This window comes from Vulcaniibacterium thermophilum, from assembly GCF_007923255.1.
GTDB lineage: Bacteria > Pseudomonadota > Gammaproteobacteria > Xanthomonadales > Xanthomonadaceae > Lysobacter_F > Lysobacter_F thermophilum.
On record NZ_VOHJ01000005.1, the window covers coordinates 59,837 to 79,390 of the forward strand.

General features: G+C 71.8%; 19 protein-coding genes. 6 read left to right on the top strand and 13 right to left on the bottom strand.

Annotated elements, in window-relative coordinates; translation table 11 throughout:
• Window positions 1–34: 34 nt before the first annotated feature.
• On the bottom strand, window positions 35–2,722 hold the full coding sequence (gene aceE / locus FQY64_RS03640; RefSeq protein WP_146472353.1) for a pyruvate dehydrogenase (acetyl-transferring), homodimeric type: 2,688 nt from the start codon (window positions 2,720–2,722) through the stop codon (window positions 35–37).
• Window positions 2,723–2,997: 275 nt separating this feature from the next.
• Window positions 2,998–3,888, bottom strand: coding sequence for a LysR family transcriptional regulator (locus FQY64_RS03645; protein ID WP_146472354.1), 891 nt, complete (start codon window positions 3,886–3,888; stop codon window positions 2,998–3,000).
• Between the two features lie 115 nt (window positions 3,889–4,003).
• Between FQY64_RS03645 and FQY64_RS03650 the strand changes: the two genes are divergently transcribed.
• Both FQY64_RS03650 and FQY64_RS03655 read left to right on the top strand, forming a co-directional pair.
• A complete protein-coding gene (locus FQY64_RS03650) occupies window positions 4,004–4,396 on the top strand; it encodes a rhodanese-like domain-containing protein (protein WP_146472355.1) in 393 nt (130 codons plus the stop codon).
• A gap of 10 nt (window positions 4,397–4,406) precedes the next feature.
• Window positions 4,407–4,841, top strand: coding sequence for a DoxX family protein (locus FQY64_RS03655; protein WP_146472356.1), 435 nt, complete (start codon window positions 4,407–4,409; stop codon window positions 4,839–4,841).
• A gap of 421 nt (window positions 4,842–5,262) precedes the next feature.
• Here FQY64_RS03655 and FQY64_RS03660 read toward each other — a convergent pair whose 3' ends face one another.
• The 3 genes from FQY64_RS03660 to rsgA all read right to left on the bottom strand — a co-directional run bounded on the left by FQY64_RS03660 (window position 5,263) and on the right by rsgA (window position 10,118).
• Entirely contained in the window at window positions 5,263–7,557 is a 2,295-nt protein-coding gene (locus FQY64_RS03660) for an NADP-dependent malic enzyme (RefSeq protein WP_146472357.1), read from the bottom strand.
• Window positions 7,558–7,637: 80 nt separating this feature from the next.
• On the bottom strand, window positions 7,638–8,849 hold the full coding sequence (locus tag FQY64_RS03665) for a flavohemoglobin expression-modulating QEGLA motif protein (protein ID WP_229814924.1): 1,212 nt from the start codon (window positions 8,847–8,849) through the stop codon (window positions 7,638–7,640).
• A 180-nt stretch (window positions 8,850–9,029) separates the two neighbouring features.
• Window positions 9,030–10,118, bottom strand: coding sequence for a ribosome small subunit-dependent GTPase A (rsgA, locus tag FQY64_RS03670; protein ID WP_146472359.1), 1,089 nt, complete (start codon window positions 10,116–10,118; stop codon window positions 9,030–9,032).
• A 147-nt stretch (window positions 10,119–10,265) separates the two neighbouring features.
• Between rsgA and FQY64_RS03675 the strand changes: the two genes are divergently transcribed.
• The 3 genes from FQY64_RS03675 to FQY64_RS03685 are packed head-to-tail and all read left to right on the top strand — an operon-like array spanning window position 10,266 to window position 12,819.
• Window positions 10,266–11,516, top strand: coding sequence for a pyridoxal phosphate-dependent aminotransferase (locus FQY64_RS03675; RefSeq protein WP_146472360.1), 1,251 nt, complete (start codon window positions 10,266–10,268; stop codon window positions 11,514–11,516).
• On the top strand, window positions 11,516–12,127 hold the full coding sequence (locus FQY64_RS03680) for an SGNH/GDSL hydrolase family protein (RefSeq protein WP_146472361.1): 612 nt from the start codon (window positions 11,516–11,518) through the stop codon (window positions 12,125–12,127). The genes FQY64_RS03675 and FQY64_RS03680 overlap by 1 nt, the downstream gene beginning before the upstream one ends.
• The gene (locus FQY64_RS03685) at window positions 12,124–12,819 is read left to right on the top strand and encodes a methyltransferase domain-containing protein (protein WP_146472362.1); all 696 of its coding nucleotides are present in this window, start codon (window positions 12,124–12,126) and stop codon (window positions 12,817–12,819) included. The genes FQY64_RS03680 and FQY64_RS03685 overlap by 4 nt, the downstream gene beginning before the upstream one ends.
• A gap of 7 nt (window positions 12,820–12,826) precedes the next feature.
• On the opposite strand, the gene FQY64_RS03690 is transcribed toward FQY64_RS03685, so the two are convergent.
• The 5 genes from FQY64_RS03690 to FQY64_RS03710 form a co-directional block, all read right to left on the bottom strand.
• Window positions 12,827–13,396: a cytochrome b gene (locus FQY64_RS03690; protein WP_186760840.1), complete on the bottom strand. Its 570-nt coding sequence runs from the start codon at window positions 13,394–13,396 to the stop codon at window positions 12,827–12,829.
• Window positions 13,381–14,061, bottom strand: coding sequence for a dioxygenase family protein (locus FQY64_RS03695; RefSeq protein ID WP_146472364.1), 681 nt, complete (start codon window positions 14,059–14,061; stop codon window positions 13,381–13,383). Before FQY64_RS03695 ends, FQY64_RS03690 begins: the two co-directional genes overlap by 16 nt.
• Before the next feature lie 50 nt (window positions 14,062–14,111).
• Window positions 14,112–15,164, bottom strand: a complete 1,053-nt coding sequence (locus FQY64_RS03700; RefSeq protein WP_146472365.1) for a FecR domain-containing protein — start codon at window positions 15,162–15,164, stop codon at window positions 14,112–14,114.
• Window positions 15,161–15,697 carry an RNA polymerase sigma factor gene (locus FQY64_RS03705; protein WP_222431747.1) on the bottom strand — a complete coding sequence of 179 codons (537 nt, stop codon included), beginning with the start codon at window positions 15,695–15,697 and terminating at the stop codon, window positions 15,161–15,163. The genes FQY64_RS03700 and FQY64_RS03705 overlap by 4 nt, the downstream gene beginning before the upstream one ends.
• A 91-nt stretch (window positions 15,698–15,788) precedes the next feature.
• Window positions 15,789–16,583, bottom strand: coding sequence for a polysaccharide deacetylase family protein (locus FQY64_RS03710; RefSeq protein WP_146472367.1), 795 nt, complete (start codon window positions 16,581–16,583; stop codon window positions 15,789–15,791).
• A gap of 57 nt (window positions 16,584–16,640) precedes the next feature.
• On the opposite strand from FQY64_RS03710, the gene grxD reads away from it, so the two are divergent.
• Window positions 16,641–17,567 carry a Grx4 family monothiol glutaredoxin gene (gene grxD, locus FQY64_RS03715; protein ID WP_146472368.1) on the top strand — a complete coding sequence of 309 codons (927 nt, stop codon included), beginning with the start codon at window positions 16,641–16,643 and terminating at the stop codon, window positions 17,565–17,567.
• Between the two features lie 254 nt (window positions 17,568–17,821).
• Here grxD and FQY64_RS03720 read toward each other — a convergent pair whose 3' ends face one another.
• The 3 genes from FQY64_RS03720 to FQY64_RS03730 all read right to left on the bottom strand — a co-directional run bounded on the left by FQY64_RS03720 (window position 17,822) and on the right by FQY64_RS03730 (window position 19,540).
• The gene (locus FQY64_RS03720; RefSeq protein WP_146472369.1) at window positions 17,822–18,361 is read right to left on the bottom strand and encodes a DUF924 family protein; all 540 of its coding nucleotides are present in this window, start codon (window positions 18,359–18,361) and stop codon (window positions 17,822–17,824) included.
• A gap of 14 nt (window positions 18,362–18,375) precedes the next feature.
• Window positions 18,376–18,933: a lysozyme inhibitor LprI family protein gene (locus FQY64_RS03725; protein ID WP_186760841.1), complete on the bottom strand. Its 558-nt coding sequence runs from the start codon at window positions 18,931–18,933 to the stop codon at window positions 18,376–18,378.
• 202 nt (window positions 18,934–19,135) lie between these two features.
• Window positions 19,136–19,540 carry a GFA family protein gene (locus FQY64_RS03730; RefSeq protein WP_146472371.1) on the bottom strand — a complete coding sequence of 135 codons (405 nt, stop codon included), beginning with the start codon at window positions 19,538–19,540 and terminating at the stop codon, window positions 19,136–19,138.
• Between the last annotated feature and the right edge of the window lie 14 nt (window positions 19,541–19,554).

A 19,554-nucleotide genomic window follows, 5' to 3' on the forward strand; every position in this document is an offset into this window, starting at 1 on the left:
AAAAGCCCCCGACCTTTGCGGGGGCTCCCTGACATCACACGGTCAGCGGATTCGGCTTCTCCACATCTATCTTGTACTGCTTGATCGCCCTCGCCACATCCTTCGCCGTCATCTTGCCCTCCGCCGCCAGCGCCGCGATGGCGGCGTGGGCGATGTGGTAGCGGTCGACCTCGAAGAAGCGGCGCAGGTTGGCGCGGGTGTCGGACCTTCCGAAGCCGTCGGTGCCGAGCACGGTGTAGCGCATCGGGACGAACTCGCGGATCTGGTTGGCGAACGCACGCACGTAGTCGGTGGCGGCGATCGCCGGGCCCTGGCGGCCTTCGAGCAGTTGCGTGACGTACGGCTTGCGCGGGGTCTCTTCCGGGTGCAGGCGGTTCCAGCGTTCGGCATCAATGCCGTCGCGCGCCAGCTCGGTGAAGCTGGGGCAGGACCAGATGTCGGCGGTGACGCCGAAGTCCTTGTCCAGCAGCTCGGCGGCGGCGATCGCCTCGCGCAGGATGGTGCCCGAGCCCATCAGCTGCACGCGCAGCTCGCCCTTCTTCGGCTTGCCGGGGCTGCTGAGCAGGTACATGCCCTTGATGATCCCCTCGGCCGCGCCTTCCGGCATGTCCGGGTGCGCGTAGTTCTCGTTCATCAGGGTGATGTAGTAGTACTCGTCGACCTGCTCTTCCAGCATGCGCTTCATGCCGTGCTGGACGATGGTGACCACCTCGTAGCCGAAGGTCGGGTCGTAGGCGCGGCAGTTGGGGATGGCGCTGGCGAGCAGGTGCGAGTGGCCGTCCTCGTGCTGCAGGCCTTCGCCGTTGAGCGTGGTGCGGCCGGCGGTGGCGCCGAGCAGGAAGCCGCGCGCGCGCATGTCGGCGGCCTGCCAGGCGGAGTCGCCGATGCGCTGGAAGCCGAACATCGAATAGAAGATGTAGAACGGCAACATCGGCAGGTCGTTGGTGCTGTAGCTGGTGGCACTGGCCATCCAGCTCGCGAACGCACCCGCCTCGGTGATGCCTTCCTCCAGCACCTGGCCCGCCGCGTCCTCGCGGTAGTACATGAGCTGGTCGCGGTCGACCGGCTTGTACTTCTGGCCGAACGGCGCGTAGATGCCGATCTGGCGGAACAGGCCTTCCATGCCGAACGTGCGCGCCTCGTCGGCGACGATCGGCACGCAGCGCGGGCCGACCTGCTTGTCGCGCAGGATGATGTTGAGCGCCTGCACGAACGCCATGGTGGTGCTGATCTCGCGCTCGCCGGTGCTCTTGAGCAGGCGGTCGAACGTCTCGAGCTTGGGCACCGTGAGCGACTGGCTGCTCTTGCGGCGGCGCTGCGGCAGGAAGCCGCCGAGCGCGCGCCGGCGCTCGATCATGTACTCGACTTCCGGCGAGTCCTTGCCGGGGTGGAAGAACGGCACCTGGCCGTCCTTGAGCTGCTCGTCGCTGACCGGGATGTTGAAGCGGTCGCGGAACGCGCGCACCGCCTCGTCGTCGAGCTTCTTGGTCTGGTGCGTGGGGTTGAGCGATTCGCCGGCCGCGCCCATGCCGTAGCCCTTCACCGTCTTGGCGAGGATGACGGTCGGCATGCCCTTGGTGTTCACCGCGGCGTGGTAGGCCGCGTAGACCTTGTGCGGGTCGTGGCCGCCGCGGTTGAGGCGCCAGATGTCCTCGTCGGACAGGTTCGCGACCAGCGCGGCGGTCTCCGGGTACTTGCCGAAGAAATGCTCGCGCGTGTACTTGCCGCCGAACGCCTTGCAGTTCTGGTACTCGCCATCGACCGTTTCCATCATCAACTGGCGCAGGCGGCCGGTGGTGTCGCGCGCCAGCAGCGGATCCCAGTAGCTGCCCCAGATCAGCTTGATGACGTTCCAGCCGGCGCCGCGGAACACGCCTTCCAGTTCCTGGATGATCTTGCCGTTGCCGCGCACCGGGCCGTCGAGGCGCTGCAGGTTGCAGTTGACGACGAACACCAGGTTGTCGAGCCCTTCGCGGCCGGCGACCGAGATCGCACCGAGCGATTCGGGTTCGTCGGTCTCGCCGTCGCCGAGGAAGCACCACACCTTGCGGTCGGTCTTCGGCAACAGGCCGCGCGCTTCCAGGTACTTCCAGTTGCGCGCCTGGTAGATCGCGGCGATCGGGCCGAGGCCCATCGACACGGTGGGCAGCTGCCAGTAGTCCGGCATCAGCCAGGGATGCGGATAGCTGCTGACGCCGCGGCCGTCGACCTCCATGCGGAAGTGGTCGATCTGCGATTCGCTGATGCGGCCCTCGAGGAAGCTACGCGCGTAGATGCCGGGCGAGCTGTGGCCCTGGATGCCGATCATGTCGCCGGGGTGCTCGCCTTCCGGGCCGCGCCAGAAATGGTTGAAGCCGACGTCGTACAGCGTCGCCGAGCTGGCGAAGCTGGCGATGTGGCCGCCGAGATCGCCCGGCTTGCGGTTGGCGCGCACCACCATCGCCATCGCGTTCCAGCGGATGATCGAGCGGATGCGCCATTCCATCGCGGCATCGCCGGGGCTCTTGGCCTCCAGGTGCGGCGGGATGGTGTTGATGTATTCGGTGGTGGGCGAGAACGGCAGGTGCGCGCCGGCGCGGCGGGTCACCTCGACCATGCCTTCCAGGAGCTGGTGCGCGCGCTCGGCGCCGTCACGGGAGATGACCGCCTGCAGCGATTCGATCCACTCGCGGGTTTCGGTGGGGTCGGGGTCGTTGTGCAGCAGGTCGTCCAGCCAGTTCATGCGTGGGGGCTCCGGCGCCGTCGCGGCGCGTGGTTTTCGTCGGCGGTTAGAGTCCGGATTCTAACAGCCGCTCGCGGCGCGACCTGGGCCGCCTGAAGGACGCTGAATTCGTATTCGCGGCGGGTGGAACGCGCGTCCAACGTGCCCGTCGCCCCGGCGCAGGCCGCGGCCCATGGTTCGCTGCTGCGGTGGCGTTGCTGCGGGAAGCCAAAGCACATTGGGCCCCGGCCTGCGCCGGGCGATGGGGATGCGGGTGATGCAGAGGGCGAAGCGGATCACGCGAGCTGCAACCGCTCGGCGAGGAAGTCGACGAACACGCGCACCTTGGGCGCGAGGTTGCGCCGGGTGGGGAAGATCGCGGCGACCACGGCCGGTTCCGGTTCGTAGGCTTCCAGCAGCGGCACCAGCGCGCCGGAGGCGAGTTCGTCCTTCAGGAACAGCGCCGGGAAGCGCAGGATGCCCAGGCCATCGAGCACCGCGCGCTTGAGCGCGCCGTCGTTGTTGCAGCGGATGCGGCCACCCACGCGCACGGCGACCCGCTGGCCGTTGACGCGGTAGCGCCACTCGCTGGGGGTGCGATCGAGGCTGTAGCCGAGGCAGTCGTGATGTTGCAGATCGGCCGGCGTCCGCGGCACGCCGCGCGCGGCGAGGTACGCCGGCGTGGCCACCGTCAGCAGCCGCGTGCGCGCCAGCGGTCGTGCCACCAGTGAGGTGGGCGACATGTCGGTGCTGATCCGCAGGCCGACGTCGAACCCTTCGGCGACCAGATCGACCAGACGGTTGTCCAGGTCCAGTTCCAGGCGCAGATCCGGATAGCGCGCGCAGAACTCGCGCAACTGCGGCGCGAGCCACACCTCGCCGAAGTGCACCGGCGCGGTGATGCGCAGGCGGCCGCGCGGCGTGCCGGTGAGTTCGGTGACCGCGGCCTCGGCGGCGGCGAGATCGGCCAGCGCGACGCTGGCCCGCGCATAGAGCGCCTCGCCCGCCTCGGTGAGCGTGAGGCGGCGCGTGGTGCGGTTGAGCAGGCGCGCGCCGAGGCGCTTCTCGAGGCGGCCGACGTACTTGCTGACCACCGCCTTGGACAGCTCCAGGTGTTCGGCCGCGGCAGTGAAGCTGCCGCGCTCGATCACCTGCACGAATACCGCCAGGTCGGTCAGCGTGTCCATCGATTTTGCCACCTTCGTGAACAATGCTATTCCCGCAGGGTGGATTATTGACTTCGGTGCGGTCAATAGAGTGGTCGCCGAGCCGGAATTCCCCGGCGCCTGTTGGAGATTCGGCATGACCACCCCCGCCTACGACTTCGAGCGCGCGCAGCGCTACTTCCAGGACCGCGTGGCCTTCACCACCGGCGTGCACGAGCTGGAGGTGCTGATCGGCAGCCCGCGCGCGGGCGCGCCGTTCCAGGTCGTCGACGTGCGTTTTCCCGACGACTACGCGCAGGGCCGCGTGCCCGGCGCGATCAACCTGCCCAAGGGCAAGTGGCGCAACCCGGCCGGGCTGGATCGCGACGCGACCCTCTACGTCTACTGCTACAACCAGACCTGCCACCTCGCCGCCGAGGCCGCGGTGCTGCTGACCGCGCAGGGCTATCGCGTGGTGGAAGTCGAAGGCGGCTGGAAGGGCTGGGTCGACAACGGCTACCGCCAGGACACCACCCCGCTGGCGGCCTGAGGAGACGACCATGAGCATCGAACGCAATGCGCAGTACGCCGCCGCCCTGCTGCGGATCAGCTTGGGCGCGATGTTCCTCGCGCACGGGCTCGTGCTGAAGCTGTTCACCTACGGCATGGACGGCACCGCGCAGTACTTCGTCTCGATCGGGCTGCCGGCGTGGACCGCCTACGCGGTGGTGACGGCGGAAATCGTCGGCGGTGCGCTGCTGGTGCTGGGCATCGGCACGCGCTGGGTGACGGCGGCGCTGATGCCGATCCTGCTGGGCGCGCTGTGGGCGCATGCCGGCAACGACTGGGTGTTCTCGGCGCCGAACGGCGGTTGGGAGTTCCCGGCCTATCTGGTGGTGCTGGGGGTCGCCCAGATCCTGCTCGGTGACGGCGCGTGGTCGCTGGCGGCGCGGCGCCAGCGGGCGGGTGCCGGCGGACTGCTGGCCACACGCTGAGCGCAGGTTCGCGGCATGGGCCCGGCCATCGTCGACGTGACGGGCTCGTCGCCCCGGCGCAGGCCGGGGCCCAGGTTTCGTTGCGGCGGTGACTTTGCCGTGGGAAAGGCAAAGCACATTGGGCCCCGGCCCGCGCCGGGGCGACGGAGGAGCCGCGGTGGGGCCACCGCACCTCCCCCGGAAGGCAGTTTGGCAGGTTGGGCTGAGCGCAGCGAAGCCCAACATCGCGTTGGGCCGACGTTGGGCTTCGCCTTCGGCTCAGCCCAACCTACGGTCGATCGCGCCGTCACCCCTTGTCCGGCCCGCCCCTCCCCCTGCGAAGGCAGAGGTGAGGCGGGCCTGCTTGCGCGGCACTTCCCGCCGACCGCCCGCGCCGCAGCGCGGGCCGGGGGGGGGTTGCGAGGGGGTTGCGCGGTGAGGCTCAGCCGTCGCGGCGCGCGGCGCGGATCTGGGCGTCGACCGCGGCGATCGCGGTCATGTTGACCACGCGGCGCGGGGTGGAGGCCGGGGTGAGGATGTGCGCCGGCTGGTCCAGGCCCATCAGGATCGGGCCGATGGCGACGCCGTCGGTCATCACCCGCACCATGTTGTAGACGATGTTGGCGGCGTCGAGGTTCGGCATCACGAACAGGTTGGCGCGGCCGTGCAGGCCGGAGCTGGGGAAGATGCGGCGGCGCAGCTCCTCGTCCCAGGCGGTGTCGCCCTGCATCTCGCCTTCGACCTCGAGCTTCGGCGCGCGCGCCTTGATGAGCTCGCGGGCGCGGCGCATCTTCGCCGCGGAGGCGTTGTCGTGGCTGCCGAAGTTGCTGTGCGACAGCAGCGCCACCTTCGGCTCGATGCCGAACAGCTTGAGGCGCCAGGTCGCCTGCAGGGTGGCCTCGGCGATCTGCTCGGCGCTCGGATCGACCTGCACGTGGGTGTCGAGGAAGAACCAGGCGCCGAGGTTGTTGATCACCGCGGTCATCGCCGCGGTGCCGGTGACGCCGCGGTCGAAGTCGAACACGCTGCGCAGGTAGCCGAGCTTCTTGTGGTAGCGGCCGACCAGGCCGCAGATCATGGCGTCGGCCTCGCCGCGCTCGACCATCAGCGCGGCGATCAGCGTCGGCCGCGAGCGGATCAGGTTCTTGGCCGCCGCCGGAGTCACGCCGCGACGCTCGGTGAGCGCGTGGTACTGCTGCCAGTAGGCGTCGAAACGCGGGTCGGAGTGGATGTTGGTCAGCTCGAAATCGACGCCCGCGCGCATGCGCAGGCCGAGCCGCTGGATGCGCTTCTCGATCACTTCCGGACGGCCGATCAGGATCGGGAAGGCGAGCTTCTCGTCGATCACCGTCTGCACCGCGCGCAGCACGGTCTCCTCCTCGCCCTCGGCGTAGACCACGCGCTTGAGGTCGCTGCGCGCGCGGTCGTACACCGGCTTCATCAGCAGGCCGGTGCGGTAGACGAACTGGCCGAGACGCTCGCGGTAGGCGTCCATGTCCTCGATCGGACGGGTGGCGATGCCGGAATCCATCGCCGCCTGCGCCACCGCGGGCGCCAGCATCATCAGAAGGCGCGGATCGAACGGACGCGGGATCAGGTAGTCGGGGCCGAACGTCGGCACCTCGCCGCCGTAGGCGCCGGCGAGGTCGCTCGCCTCCATCCGTGCGAGCTGGGCGATCGCGCGCACGCAGGCCAGCTTCATCGCCTCGTTGATGCCGGTGGCGCCGACGTCGAGCGCGCCGCGGAAGATGTACGGGAAGCAGAGTGCGTTGTTGACCTGGTTCGGGTAGTCCGAGCGGCCGGTGGCGATGATGCAGTCCGGGCGCACGCGCTTGGCGTCCTCCGGCAGGATCTCCGGATGCGGGTTGGCGAGCGCGAGGATGATCGGGCGTTCGGCCATCGTCGCCACCATCGCAGGCGACAGCACGCCGCCGGCCGACAGGCCGAGGAAGATGTCGGCGCCCTCGACGATCTCCGCCAGCGTGCGCTTGTCGGTGTCGCGCGCGTAGCGCTGCTTGTCGGGGTCCATGTTCGCCCGGCCGGTGTAGAGCACGCCGTCGCGGTCGACCGCGAGGATGTTCTCCGGCTTCATGCCCAGCGCCACCAGCATGTCCAGGCAGGCGATGCCGGCCGCGCCGGCGCCGGCGGTGGCGAGCTTCACCTCGTCGATCCTCTTGCCGACGATCTCCAGCGCGTTGAGCACGGCGGCGCCGACGATGATCGCGGTGCCGTGCTGGTCGTCGTGGAACACCGGGATTTTCATCCGCTCGCGCAGCTTGCGTTCGACGATGAAGCACTCGGGCGCCTTGATGTCCTCGAGGTTGATGCCGCCGAAGGTGGGTTCGAGCGCGGCGATGATGTCGACCAGCCGGTCCGGATCGCGCTCGGCGATCTCGATGTCGAACACGTCGATGCCGGCGAACTTCTGGAACAGCACGCCCTTGCCTTCCATCACCGGCTTGCCGGCGAGCGGGCCGATGTCGCCCAGGCCCAACACGGCGGTGCCGTTGGTGATGACCGCCACCAGGTTGCCGCGCGCGGTGTAGTCGCGCGCGGTGTTGGGGTCGGCGACGATCGCCTCGCAGGCATAGGCCACGCCCGGCGAATAGGCGAGCGCGAGATCGCGCTGCGTCACCAGCGCCTTGGTCGGCGTGACCTTGATCTTTCCGGGCGGACTGGCGCGGTGGTAGTCGAGCGCGGCGTTCTTGAGGTCGTCCTGTTTGCTGTGATCGGGCATTGCGAGGCGCGGCCGGCGAGGTGGACGCTGATTCTAGCCGCGCGCGGGGAAGCTTCGTGGAAGGACGCGGACGCCGCCGCTCAGAGATCGGCCACCGCGTCGGGCCCGGCGATGGCGTCCAGCCGGATGCGGTTGGCGAACAGCGAGAACGCCAGCATGCCCGCCAGCCCGTTGGCGCGCACGATCCACGGCGGCAGCCAGCGCGGCCGCTTCAGCACGCCGCAGTCGAACAGCGGCTCGAAGCGCTGCACGTCGGCCAGCGTCATCTTGCCGGCGAACAGCCAGCGGCCGAGATGCAGCTTCTGCTGGCGCAGCGACCAGCGGAAGAACGTGTGCACGCCGACCAGCCCGCGCAGGTACACCGTGTCCTTGGTGAACGCCGCGCCGCCGGTGGTCGGCACGCCGCGGAACACGCGCTGCGCCGAGGCGAAGCTGTCCTCGGCGGTCTGGCCCTGATCGAGGAAGTAGCGGAACACCTCGACGAAGTCGGCGCCGTCCAGCGCGCGCGCGACCGCCTCGATGCGCAGGCTCAGCCGCTTCATGCGGCCGATGTCGATGCTGCCGGTGATCTGCTCGGCGAACGTGGCCAGGCCTTCCTGCGTGGCCGTGCTGCGCGGCGAGGACAGCGCCAGGCTGCCGAGCACCGGCTGCTCGCGGCCGTTGAGCGCGGTCAGCGAATGCACGAACGCTTCGTGCTGCAGCAACTGCTGGCGGTCGTACTCGCTGAAGGCGGCGCCGGTGCGCAGGCGGATGCGGGTGGCGCCGGCGGCAGCCTTGGCGATCAGGTCGGGATCGAGCTGCACCTCGATCCGGCGACCGTCGAAGAAATCGTCCAGATCGCGCTGCAGTTGCAGGCTGAGCGCGGTGGCGGAGATGCGGATCTGCTCGGACGGCGCCAGCAGCGCGTGATCCAGCTCGTTGGCGATGCTGATGAAGTGCTGCGCGGCTTCGCGCGTGGTCGGCCCGTGGCCCGGCAGCGGCTCGTCGGGGCGGCCGAACAGCGCGACCGACAGGTCGGTCACGCGCGGCGTGCCGAGCGATTCGCACAGCTCGGCGGCGATCGACCAGGTGCGGGCCGATTCGGCGAGGTACTGGCCGAGCGGGTGGTCGCGGTCGGCCTCGCGCACGATGGCGTCCAGCTCGCGCCGCGCCTCGGTGAAGTCCTGCGCGGCGTAGCGCACCTCGGGCAGCCGCACGCGCCCGCGCGCGAACTCCTTCAGGAAGCGCGCGCCGACCTCGGCCGGCCAGCTCGCCAGCGCCAGCAGGCGGATGCCGCGCGCGGCCCGCACCATGCGCGCATCGAGCGCGGCGTGGTGCGCCACGTCCGGCGCCAGGCGGCCGTGCGGCGCGCTCGGGGTCGGCTCGTCGCTGTCGTCGTGGACGGTTTCCATCATCGCGGCCAGGCCGGTTGCGGGGCGGGCCCTTCCCCGTTGGCGGCCGCGACCGCGCCGGACTTGAAGCGGCCGCCCGCCTCAGCGCCGGCCATGCCGGTCGTCGACGCGCTTGTTCGGCGCACGGCCGGGCGTCTTTTCCTCGCCCTTCTGCGCGCGCCGCTGCGCCAGCGTGCGCGCCGCGCCCTCGACCTCCTCGCGCAGCTTGAGGTAGTGGGCGAAGCGGTCCTCGTCGAGCGTGCCGGCGTCGATCGCGGCGCGCACCGCGCAGCCGGGCTCGCGCTGGTGCGAACAGTCGCGGAAGCGGCATTCGGCGGCTACCGCCTCGACGTCGGCGAAGGTGTCCGCGACGTCCTCCTCGCCGGTCGGCTTCAGCTCGCGCATGCCGGGCGTGTCGATCAGGCAGGCGCCGGACGGCAGCGGGATCAGCGCGCGGTAGGTGGTGGTGTGGCGGCCGCGCGAGTCGTGCGCGCGCACCTCGCCGGTCTTCATCCGCTCGATGCCGAGCAGGGTGTTGGTGAGGGTGGACTTGCCGGCGCCGGAGGAGCCGACCAGCACCGCGGTGCGGCCCGGCTGCAGCCAGCGGTCGAGCTGGGCGACGCTGGCGCGCTCGCGCGCGTTGACGGCGACGATGGCGACGCCGTCGGCCGCCACATGCGCGAGCGCGGCGCGCGCGCGGTCCGCGTCCGGGCACAGATCGGCCTTGGTGAGCACCACCACCGGTTCGGCGCCGCCGCCGACCAGCAGCAGATAGCGCTCGATCCGGCGCGGGTTGAAGTCGCCGTCCAGCCCGCAGACCACGAACGCGGTGTCGACGTTGGCGGCGATGAGCTGCTGGCGGTAGTGCTCGCCGGCGGCGCCGCGCTTGATGGTGCTGCGGCGGGGCAGCAGGCCGACGATGCGGCCGCCCTCGATCAGCACCCAGTCGCCGACGCCGGCGCGCTGCTCGGGCGGAAACTTCGGGCGCTGCCAGTCCGGCGGCGATTCGACCTTGAAGCTGCGCTGCGGGCCATCGGCGACCACATAGCCGGTGCGGTGCTGTTCGACCACGCGCGCCGGCCGGGCCTGCGGGTGCGCCGCCAGCGCCTCGCGCCAGGGGGGGAACTCGGGCTGCCCATCGGCACCCACGGGCCAGCCGATCGCCTGCAGCGCGGCGGTCTCGGGGCTCAAGCGTGGGCAAGGCGCGGGGACATGCGGCCGATTCTAGCGCCGGCGCTCGCGGCGGACGGTCGAACGCGGTCGCAAGTCCGACGCCGGCAGGTCCGGGCGGCGTTTTTCCGCTAGGCTCACGTCTCTTTTCCCGACGCCCGCCCCGCAATGTCCCTGCCGCCGATCAAGACCCGCGAACGCCTGACCGAAGTCCGCTACGAGATCCGCGGCGAACTGGCCCGCCGCGCGCGCGAGCTGGAGGCCCAGGGCCGCCGGCTCATCAAGCTGAACATCGGCAACCCGGGCGCGTTCGGCTTCCGCGCGCCCGAGCACCTGCAGCGCGCGATCGCCGACCGCATCGCCGACACCGATCCCTACACCCACCAGCAGGGCCTGCCGGCCGCGCGCGAGGCGATCGCCGCGTTCCACAAGCGGCGCGGCACGCCGAACGCCAGCCCGGAGCGGGTGTTCGTCGGCAACGGCGTCAGCGAGCTGATCGACCTCAGCCTGCGCGCGCTGCTCAATCCCGGCGACGAGGTGCTGGTGCCCTCGCCCGACTACCCGCTGTGGTCGGCCGCGACCATCCTCAACGACGGCCGCCCGGTGTATTACCGCTGCGCGCCGGAGAACGGCTTCCTGCCCGATCCGGACGAGATCGCCGCGCTGGTGTCGCCGCGCACGCGCGCGATCGTGCTGATCAACCCCAACAACCCGACCGGCGCGGTGTACCCGCGCGAACTGCTCGAGCGCATCGTCGCCATCGCCGCGCGCCACAAGCTGCTGCTGATGTGCGACGAGATCTACGACCACATCCTGTACGACGGCGCGCGGTTCCAGCCGGTCGCGCCGATCGCCGGCGACCTGCCGTGCCTGAGCTTCGGCGGCCTGTCGAAAGTGCATCGCGCCTGCGGCTGGCGCGTCGGCTGGGCGGTGCTGTCGGGCGATCCGGTCGCCAGCGGCGACTTCCACCACGCGATGGATCTGCTCGGCGCGTTGCGGCTGTGCGCCAACGTGCCGGGGCAGTTCGCGATCGAGGCCGCGCTGCACGGCGAGGACACGATCTCGGCCCTGTGCGCGCCGGGCGGCCGCCTGCACGAGGCGCGCCGCGCGGTGATGGACAGCGTCGCGGCCAGCGCGCACCTGCGGATGGTGGCGCCGCAGGGCGCGCTGTACGCGTTCCCGGCGGTGACCGGCGAGGCCGCGCACGGCTTCGACGACCACCGCTTCGCGCTCGAGCTGCTGGAGACCGAGGACGTGCTGGTCGTTCCCGGTTCCAGCTTCAACGTCCCCTACCGGCACCACTTCCGGGTCACCCTGCTGCCGCAGCCGGAGGACCTGCGCGAGGTGTTCCGCCGCATCGAGCGCCTGCTCGACCGCTGCGCCGAACGCGCCCGCGCCCAGCGCGTCGCGGTGGCCTGATGCTGCGTTATCTCGCGCTCGGCGACAGCTACACGATCGGCGAGGGCGTCGCGCCTACGCAGCGCTGGCCGGCGCAACTGGTCCGCGCGCTGCGGCAGGACGGCATCGAGCTCGCCGAGCCGCACTACATCGCCACCACCGGCTGGACCACCGGGGAACTGGCGAACGCGATCGATGCCGCGCAGCCGCTCGGCCGCTGGGAGTTCGTCAGCCTCGGCATCGGCGTCAACGACCAGTACCGCGGCTACAGCCGCAGCGCCTACCGCGAGGGCTTCGAACACCTGCTCGCGACCGCGCTGCACCTGACCGGCCGCGAAGACCGCGTGCTGGCGGTCTCGATCCCGGACTGGGGCGTCACCCCGTTCGCGCTGCGGCAGGGCCGCGACCCCGACGTCGTCCGCCGCGAGATCGACGACTTCAACGACGTCGCCCGCCGGCACTGCGAGGCGCATCGCGTCGCGTTCGTCGACATCACCCCGATCAGCCGCGACCGCGGCGGCGAGGCGGACATGCTGGCCGACGACGGCCTGCACCCGTCGGCGGCGATGTACGCGCGCTGGGTGGACGCGATCCTGCCGGTGGCGCACACGCTGCTGGCCGCCGACGCATGAGCGCGGCGACGGCGCCGCTCGACCGCGGCCGGGCGCAGTCGATCGCGCGCGCGTTCGCGCCGGCGCATCCGCTCGGCAACCGCTGGGACTATCACTACGCGCGCATCAAGCTCGCCAGCGACCCGCTGTATCCGGGCGTGTGCGAGGCGCTGCGCGGCAGCACCGCGCCGCTGCTGGATCTCGGCTGCGGGCTCGGACTGCTGGCGCACGCGCTGCGCGCCGAAGGCATCACGCTGCCCTATCGCGGCGTGGACGTGGACGCGCGCAAGATCGCCCGTGCGCGGCGCGCGGCGCAGCGCGGCGGCCTGCAGGATGCATCGTTCGAGGTGGTGGATCTGCGGCGCGAGTACCCGCAGCATCGCGGCAGCGTCGCGCTGCTGGACGTGCTGCAGTTCATCCCGCCGGACGCGCAGGCGCGCACGCTCGACGCCGCGGTGGCGATGCTCACGCCCGGCGCGCGGCTGGTGATCCGCACCGGCCTGGCCGACGGCAGTCGCCGTGCGCGCGTCACGCGGGCGGTGGACGTGGTGTCGCGCGCGGTGGGCTGGATGGTCTCGGGGCCGACGCGCTATCCCGAGCCGGACGCGCTGCGCGCGCGTTTCGAGGCCGCCGGACTGCACGCGACGTTCACCCCGCTGTACGGGCGCACGCCGTTCAACAACTGGCGGATCGTGGCGACCCGGCCGGGCTGACGTTTTTTCACAGCAGGCGCCGCGAGACGAGCCGGTCGCGCAGCACCCACTGGTGCCAGAGCGCGGCCGCCACATGCAACGCCACCAGCCCGGCCAACGCCCACGCGCTCCAGCAGTGCACGTACCAGGCGATCGCGCGCCAGGTCTCGTCGTCCGCCGGCGGCGTGAACAGGCGCGGCACCTGCCCCAGGCCGAACACGTCCCGCGGGCCGTCCATCCACACCCAGATCACGTAACCGCTGAGCGGCAGCACGAACAGCAGCAGGTAGAGGGCTGCATGGACGCACGCGGCGAGCCGGCGTCGCCACGGCCGCGCATCGACCGTGGCGGGCGGCGGCAGCCCATGCAGCAGGCGCCGGCCGGCACGCAACACCATCAGTGCCAGCAGCAGCATGCCGAGCGGGAAGTGGAGGTGGAGCAGGCGCGCGCCGGTGTCGCGCTCGGATGCCGTTTCCGCCGCCCAGCCCAGGCCGATCTGGACGAGCACGCCGAGCGCGACCGCCCAGTGCAGAAGGCGGGCCAGCGGCGGATAGCGCTCGTCGGCTCGGGCACCGGGCCGGTTCAGCGCGCGCGGCATTCGCGGTACCCCGGCACGCCCTGGCCCAGCACGATGTCGCGCTCGACCTGCCATACCCCGTCGCCGGACCGGCGCGGCACGACCAGGCCGGCACCGCCCACGCCCTGCACCAACTGCCGTTCCTGCGCCGGCGTCAGCCTGGGATCGTCGCGGAACACCACGTCGTCGATGAAGTAGGTGAAGCAGCCGGGCTCGACGACCTGCATGTGGATGTGCTCGGGAATGTCCTCGCCCGGATAGGCGCCCGGCCGGATGGTATCGAAGGCGTAGCGCCCCTGGGCATCGGAACGCACCCAGGCGCGCAGACGGCCATGCCGCATGGCGCCGGCGTCGGACGCCGCGCGCGGCTTCGGATAGCGGCCGGCATGGTCGGTCTGGTAGGCGTACACGATCACGCCGGCACGCGCGCGACCGGAGCGGTCCAGCACGCGTCCCGACACGGTCATCGGCGCGCCCGGCTGGTCCGCGGGCGCGATCCGCGCGCGGGAGGGGATCGTCGCCGGCATGCCGTCGAACACCGCCTCGCATCCTTCGCAGGCGTGGCCGATCACGGGCAGCGTCGCGCGGACGACAGCGTCGGCGCGGTCGTCGCGCGTGCCTGCGCCGGATCCTGCGGCGATGGCCGGCACGAGTACCGCGGCGGCGAAGAGCGATCGAAGCGGCATGTCCGGCTCCGGATGGGGTTCGGGAACGGACGTGCCCGCGGCGGCCGGCGTTAACCGGACTCCGTGCCCGTCGCCGGCAACGCGTCCGGCCATTGCAGCCACCACCGCTTGGCTCGCGGATAGGGCAGTGCGTCCCACCACGGATCCAGCGCCGCCGGCGTGCGGCGCACGATCGCCTCGCGCGCGACCGGCGGCGCGTCCGGCAGAAGTTGGACCAGCCGGTCGTACAGCGGCCCCTGCGCCAGCTCGGGGTGACGTTGCAGGAGCATGAGCAGACTGATGGCGTCCTGCGGGCGCGATGCGGCGATCAGCCGGCGCACCTGCTCGCCGGCGGGCGGCACCCGCCCGCCTCGTGCGTCGATCGCCTGCAAGGCTGCGACGAACGCGGCGCTCGCACCCAGATCGCGCGGCGTGCCCGCTCCAGCACCGCGGCGCAGGGGCACGGTCGCACCGCGCGGCACCAGCACCTCGCCCGCGCCGGCATCCACCAGCACCCAACCGCTGAGCACGGTCAGCGCGCCGTTGCCCGCGGCGTCGCTCTCGACCACGAATTCGCATCCCAGGTCCAGCGCCTCGGCGCCCGGCAACCGCACGCCGAAATGCAGTGGCGGCGCCCACACCCGCGCCCGCAGGCGTCCCTGCAGCAGCCGCACCCGGTGCCGGCCGGAACGCGTCTCCTCCAGCCGCAGCCGCGAGTCCGCGCCGAGCCACAGCTCGCCGATGCGCGCCACGCGCAGGCGGGCACGCCCCTGCTCGCCGGTGACGATCTCGCCTCCCGGGGCCAGACGCCCTGGCGTCGGCCCGTCCTGCCAGCGCACCTCGCCCGTGGTCGTCAGCACCTGCCAGGCCTCGCCGTCCGGCCAGGCCAGACGGTGCTGCAGCAGCAGCGTCACGGCCAGTGCGCAGACCGCCAGCGTCGCCGCCAGCGCCAGCGTCGTCCGCGCCCGGCGCGCTGGGCGCGGGCCCGGGCTTCCGCGGTCGGCGCGCCACGCCGGCGGCAGGCCGTGCGGACGATGTGCGTAAGGCGCCAATAGCCGCTCCAGGCGCTCGATCTCGCGATCGCGCCCGGCCTTCGTCCACAGATAGTCGTCGTGGCCGCTCATGATCGCGCCCCTTCTTCTCGCACCGCCAACGCCTGGCGCAACTGCGCCATGCCGCGGTGCAGGTTGACCCGCACGCTGCCCGGCGTCAGGCCGGTCAGTTGCGCGATCTCCGGTCCCGTCAGCCCCTCCACCAGACGCAGGATCAGGGTCTCGCGATAGGCCTCGGGCAGCGCGCGAATCGCCCGCAGCACGCGTTCGGCGTCGGCGCGGTCCTCGTGCGTGGCGCCGCCGGCGGGCAGCTCGATTCCGACGCCGGTCAACGGCGCGCTGCGGCGACGCTGGTCCAGCGCGGCCCGCCGCGCCACGCTCACGATCCAGCCGGGGAACGCGGCATCCTCGCGCAGATCGGCGAGCCGTCCGAGCGCGACCTCGAACACGTGCTGGGTCAGGTCCTCGGCATCGGCGTGCTGCACGTAGCCGAGCAGCACACCGTGCACCACGGGCGCGAAACGGCGGTACAGGCGTTCCAGCGCGCCGCCGTCTCCCCGGCGCGCGGCGGCGACCAGCGCGGCTGTTGCTTCGGTTTCGCTCAAGCAGTGGATTTCCCGATGTCCTGCCGGACGGACCGATGGGCTGGAGCGTTAACCGCCTCCGTCGGCGGAGGGATCGCACCGGGCCGACCGGCTACGCCACCTCGAGCGGCTCCGGCAGCACCGTGCGATAGCCGAGCGCGTCCAGCCGCTGCAGCAGCCGCGCGAGCATCTCGACGTTGCGGCCGTGGCGGGCGCCCTCGTGCAGCAGCACGATCGCGCCGGGCGCGAGGTCGCGCTCGATGCGGGCGATGGTGCGCGTCACGTCGCTGAGCACCGCGTCGTAGCCGCGCGCGCTCCACGCCACGCGTGCGAGTCCGTGCGCGCGCAGCGCCGGCGCCAGGAACGGATTGGCGTGACCGGCCACCGCGCGGAACCAGCGCGGCGCACGCCCGCACAGCGCCGTCAGCGTGCGCTGCGCCTCGTCGATCTCCGCGCGCATCCGCCGCGGCGGCAGCGCCCAGAACCACGCCGACGGGTGGCACTGGCTGTGGTTGCCGATCCCGTGCCCGCGCTCGACGATCGCCCGCACCAGCTCCGGCCGCGCCCGCGCGCGCTCGCCGACCACGAAGAACGTCGCCTTCGCCCCGTGCGCATCGAGCAGATCGAGGATCGCGCGCGTGTCGTCCGACGGGCCGTCGTCGATCGTCAGCCACACCACGCGTTCGGAGGTCGGCAGACGGCGCAGCACCGGGCTGAACAGCGCCGAGCCGGGGGCGAGCGTGCCCCACCAGAACGGCAGATGCGAGGCGATCATCGCCGGCAGCCCCCAGCGCGCGCCGAACCGCCACCACAGCGCCGCCACCAGCAGTTGCGACAGCAGCAGCGCCGCCAGCCACGCGTGCGGACGGCGCGGCGGACGGTGCGGAGCGGACACGGCCGAGTTCATGACCGGATCGTAGCGCGAGGCGTACACTGCGCGCCTTTCCCGCACGGTCCGTCCTTCATGTCGCTCGATCCCGCCCTGCGCTCGCGCATCGAAACCCTGCTGCAGTCGCACCCGGTGGTGCTGTTCATGAAGGGCGCGCCGCAGGCGCCGCAATGCGGCTTCTCGGCCAAGGCCGCCGGCATTCTCGATGCGCTGCTGCCCGAGGGGTACGCGCACGTGGACGTGCTGGCCGATCCGGAGATCCGCGAGGGCATCAAACTCTACGGCCAGTGGCCGACCATTCCGCAGCTTTATGTGCGCGGCGAGCTGGTGGGCGGCAGCGATATCGTCGAGCAGCTCGCCAGCAGCGGCGAGCTGCACGCCCTGCTCGGCCTGCCGGCGCCGGACCGCAGCCCGCCGAAGCTTTCGATCACGCCGGCCGCGGCCGAGCAACTGCGCGCGGCGATCGCCAACGCGGGCGGCGAGTACGCGGTGCGGCTGGACGTGGACGCGCGCTACAACGCGCGATTGCAGCTCGCGCCGGTCGATCCGCACGCGCTCGCGGTCGAGGTCGAAGGCGTGCGCGTGCAGACCGACTGGATGAGCGCGCGGCGCGCCGACGGCCTCGTGATCGAGTGGGTCGACGATCAGCGCGGCCGCGGCCTGATGGTGCACAACCCGAACGCGCCCGCGCCGGTCCGCGCGATCGCGCCGGCCGAGGCCGCCGAGCGCGTGCGCACCGGCCGTCTGCGCCTGATCGACGTGCGCCCACCGGCCGAACGCGCGTTGGCGAGCGCGCCGGTGCCGTTCGACACGCTCGATGGCGGCGTGGACGCGCTGGAGGCGCTGCCGAAGGACACGCCGCTGGCGTTCCTGTGCCATCACGGCGGACGCAGCGCGCAGGCCGCCGAGCATTTCCGCGCCAAGGGCTTCCGCGAGCTCTACAACGTCGAGGGCGGCATCGACGCCTGGGCCGACGCCGATCCGGCCGTGCCGCGGTATTGAGCGCGGCGCGGCGGCAACGCTCCGGCAGGCGCGCGATCGCGGCACCGCAGCCGTGACGCGCGCAGAGAGGCGCACGTGCCACGCTTCGCAGCCGCTCTGCCGTGCACGGGGTGAGGAGGCGCGCTTGCGAGCCGCAGGCTGCGGCGGGCCGGATGGGGGGTTGGGGCGAGGGCGCGCGCCGAAGGCGCGCAGGCGTCGCGACTGAAGCCGCTTCTGCGGCGGGATGTCTTTGCGGGCGCGGCGCGCATGCCCGCTCAGCCGGCGAAACCGCCGCCGTCGAGGTAGGCGCGCTCCTCCGCGGTCGTGGTGCGGCCGAGCAGCGGATTGCGGTGCGGGAAGCGCCCGAAGCGCGCGATCACGTCGCGATGCAGCAGCGCATAGCGCAGGTACTCCGCATCGCCCAGCGCCTCGAACAGCGCCACCGCGCGTTGCTGGTCGCGCAGATCTTCGGAGTGCTCGAACGGCATGTAGAAGAACGCGCGCAGCGCCGGCTCGAACGCCGCATCGTGGCCGGCGTCGATGGCGCGCTCGGCGCAGTGCCGCGCCAGCGGGTCGGTCGCGAACGCGTGCGCGCTGCCGCGGAAGATGTTGCGCGGCACCTGGTCGAGCAGCAGCACCAGCGCGAGCGCGCCGGTGGCGTCCTCCAGCCAGCGCTCGTGCTCGCGGCGGGCGGCGGCGAAATGGTCGGCGGCGAAGCGCGACTCCAGCTCGCGGTCGAACTCGGCATTCACCGCGAACCAGCGCGCGTATCCGGCCTTTCGCCAGAACTCGACGATCTCGCGGGGTTCGGCCATGCGGGGCGCTCCGGTCAGGTGCCGAGCTGCGTTTCCAATTCGGCGATGTAGGCGGCGGTGAGGCTTTCCAACGTGACGGCGTGGATCATCGGCTGGATCGCGCCCTGCGAATAACAGCGCGCGATGAACTGTGCATAGCGCTCGCGGAACGTCAGCCACGCCAGATGCGCGCGATCGAACGCCGCCAGCCCGGCCGGATCCAGTTGCTGGCGCAGATGCACGACCAGCGCGTCCAGGCGCGCATCGACGCTCTGGAACTCGACGATCGCCTTCTGGTTCATCTCGTCGTGGCTGCGCAGCGCGGTGAACGCCTCGCGCGCGACGGCCTCCGCCTGGCTGACGTAGCCGTCGGCGATCTGCAGCGCCGTCTCGGCCTTGCCGATCAGGCGCGATTCGAACTCGCGCAGCTCCTCGATGCTGGTGCGGCTGCCCTCCATGTCCTGCTTGAGGTCCAGCAGCTTCTGGCTGCGTTCGATGGCCTCGGTGGCCTTGCGCCGCTCGACGCGGCGCTGGAGGAAGTAGAACGCCCAGGTGAGGCATGCGCCCACCGCGAGATAGATGACCTGTTCCATATGCCTGCCCTCTTGGAACGACAGTCTGCCGCGCGACCATCGCACCGCCCGCGACGGGCCGCGGCGCATCCGGCGTGCGGGTGGGCGCGGCTTCAGCGGGAGGCATGCTGTCGCGCCTGGCGGTCGCGACCGAAGCCGCGTGCCTGAACGCGTCGATCGCCGTCGGTGGCGGGCGTCACGCGTCGCAGCGCGCAAGACGGGCTCAGAGATGGCCGGTGACCGCGGGCGGATGGCCCCAGTCGTCGTCGCGGCCGTTGGCGAAGCGCACCGGCAGGGCGGCCTTGTGCTCGGGCGTGAGGTCGTCCAGGCACGCCACGCTCACCGAGACGAACGCGCCGAAACCCGGAATCTCGCCGCGACTGAAGACGTGGGTGCCGCAGATGCGGCAGAACGGCCAGTGCACGTGGTGGGCGCCGAACTGGTAGTCGGTCAGGTCCGCCTCGTCGCTCAGCAGGCGGAAAGCGTCCGGCTTCACGGCCGCGCCCCAGTGGCGCAGCTTGCTGCAGATCGAGCAGTTGCATTTCCCGGTGGGCGCATCCGCATCGAGGTCCACTTCGAAGCGGATGCGGCCGCAATGGCAGCTACCGGTGCGGGTGTGGGCGGCCATGGCGCGTCTCCGGG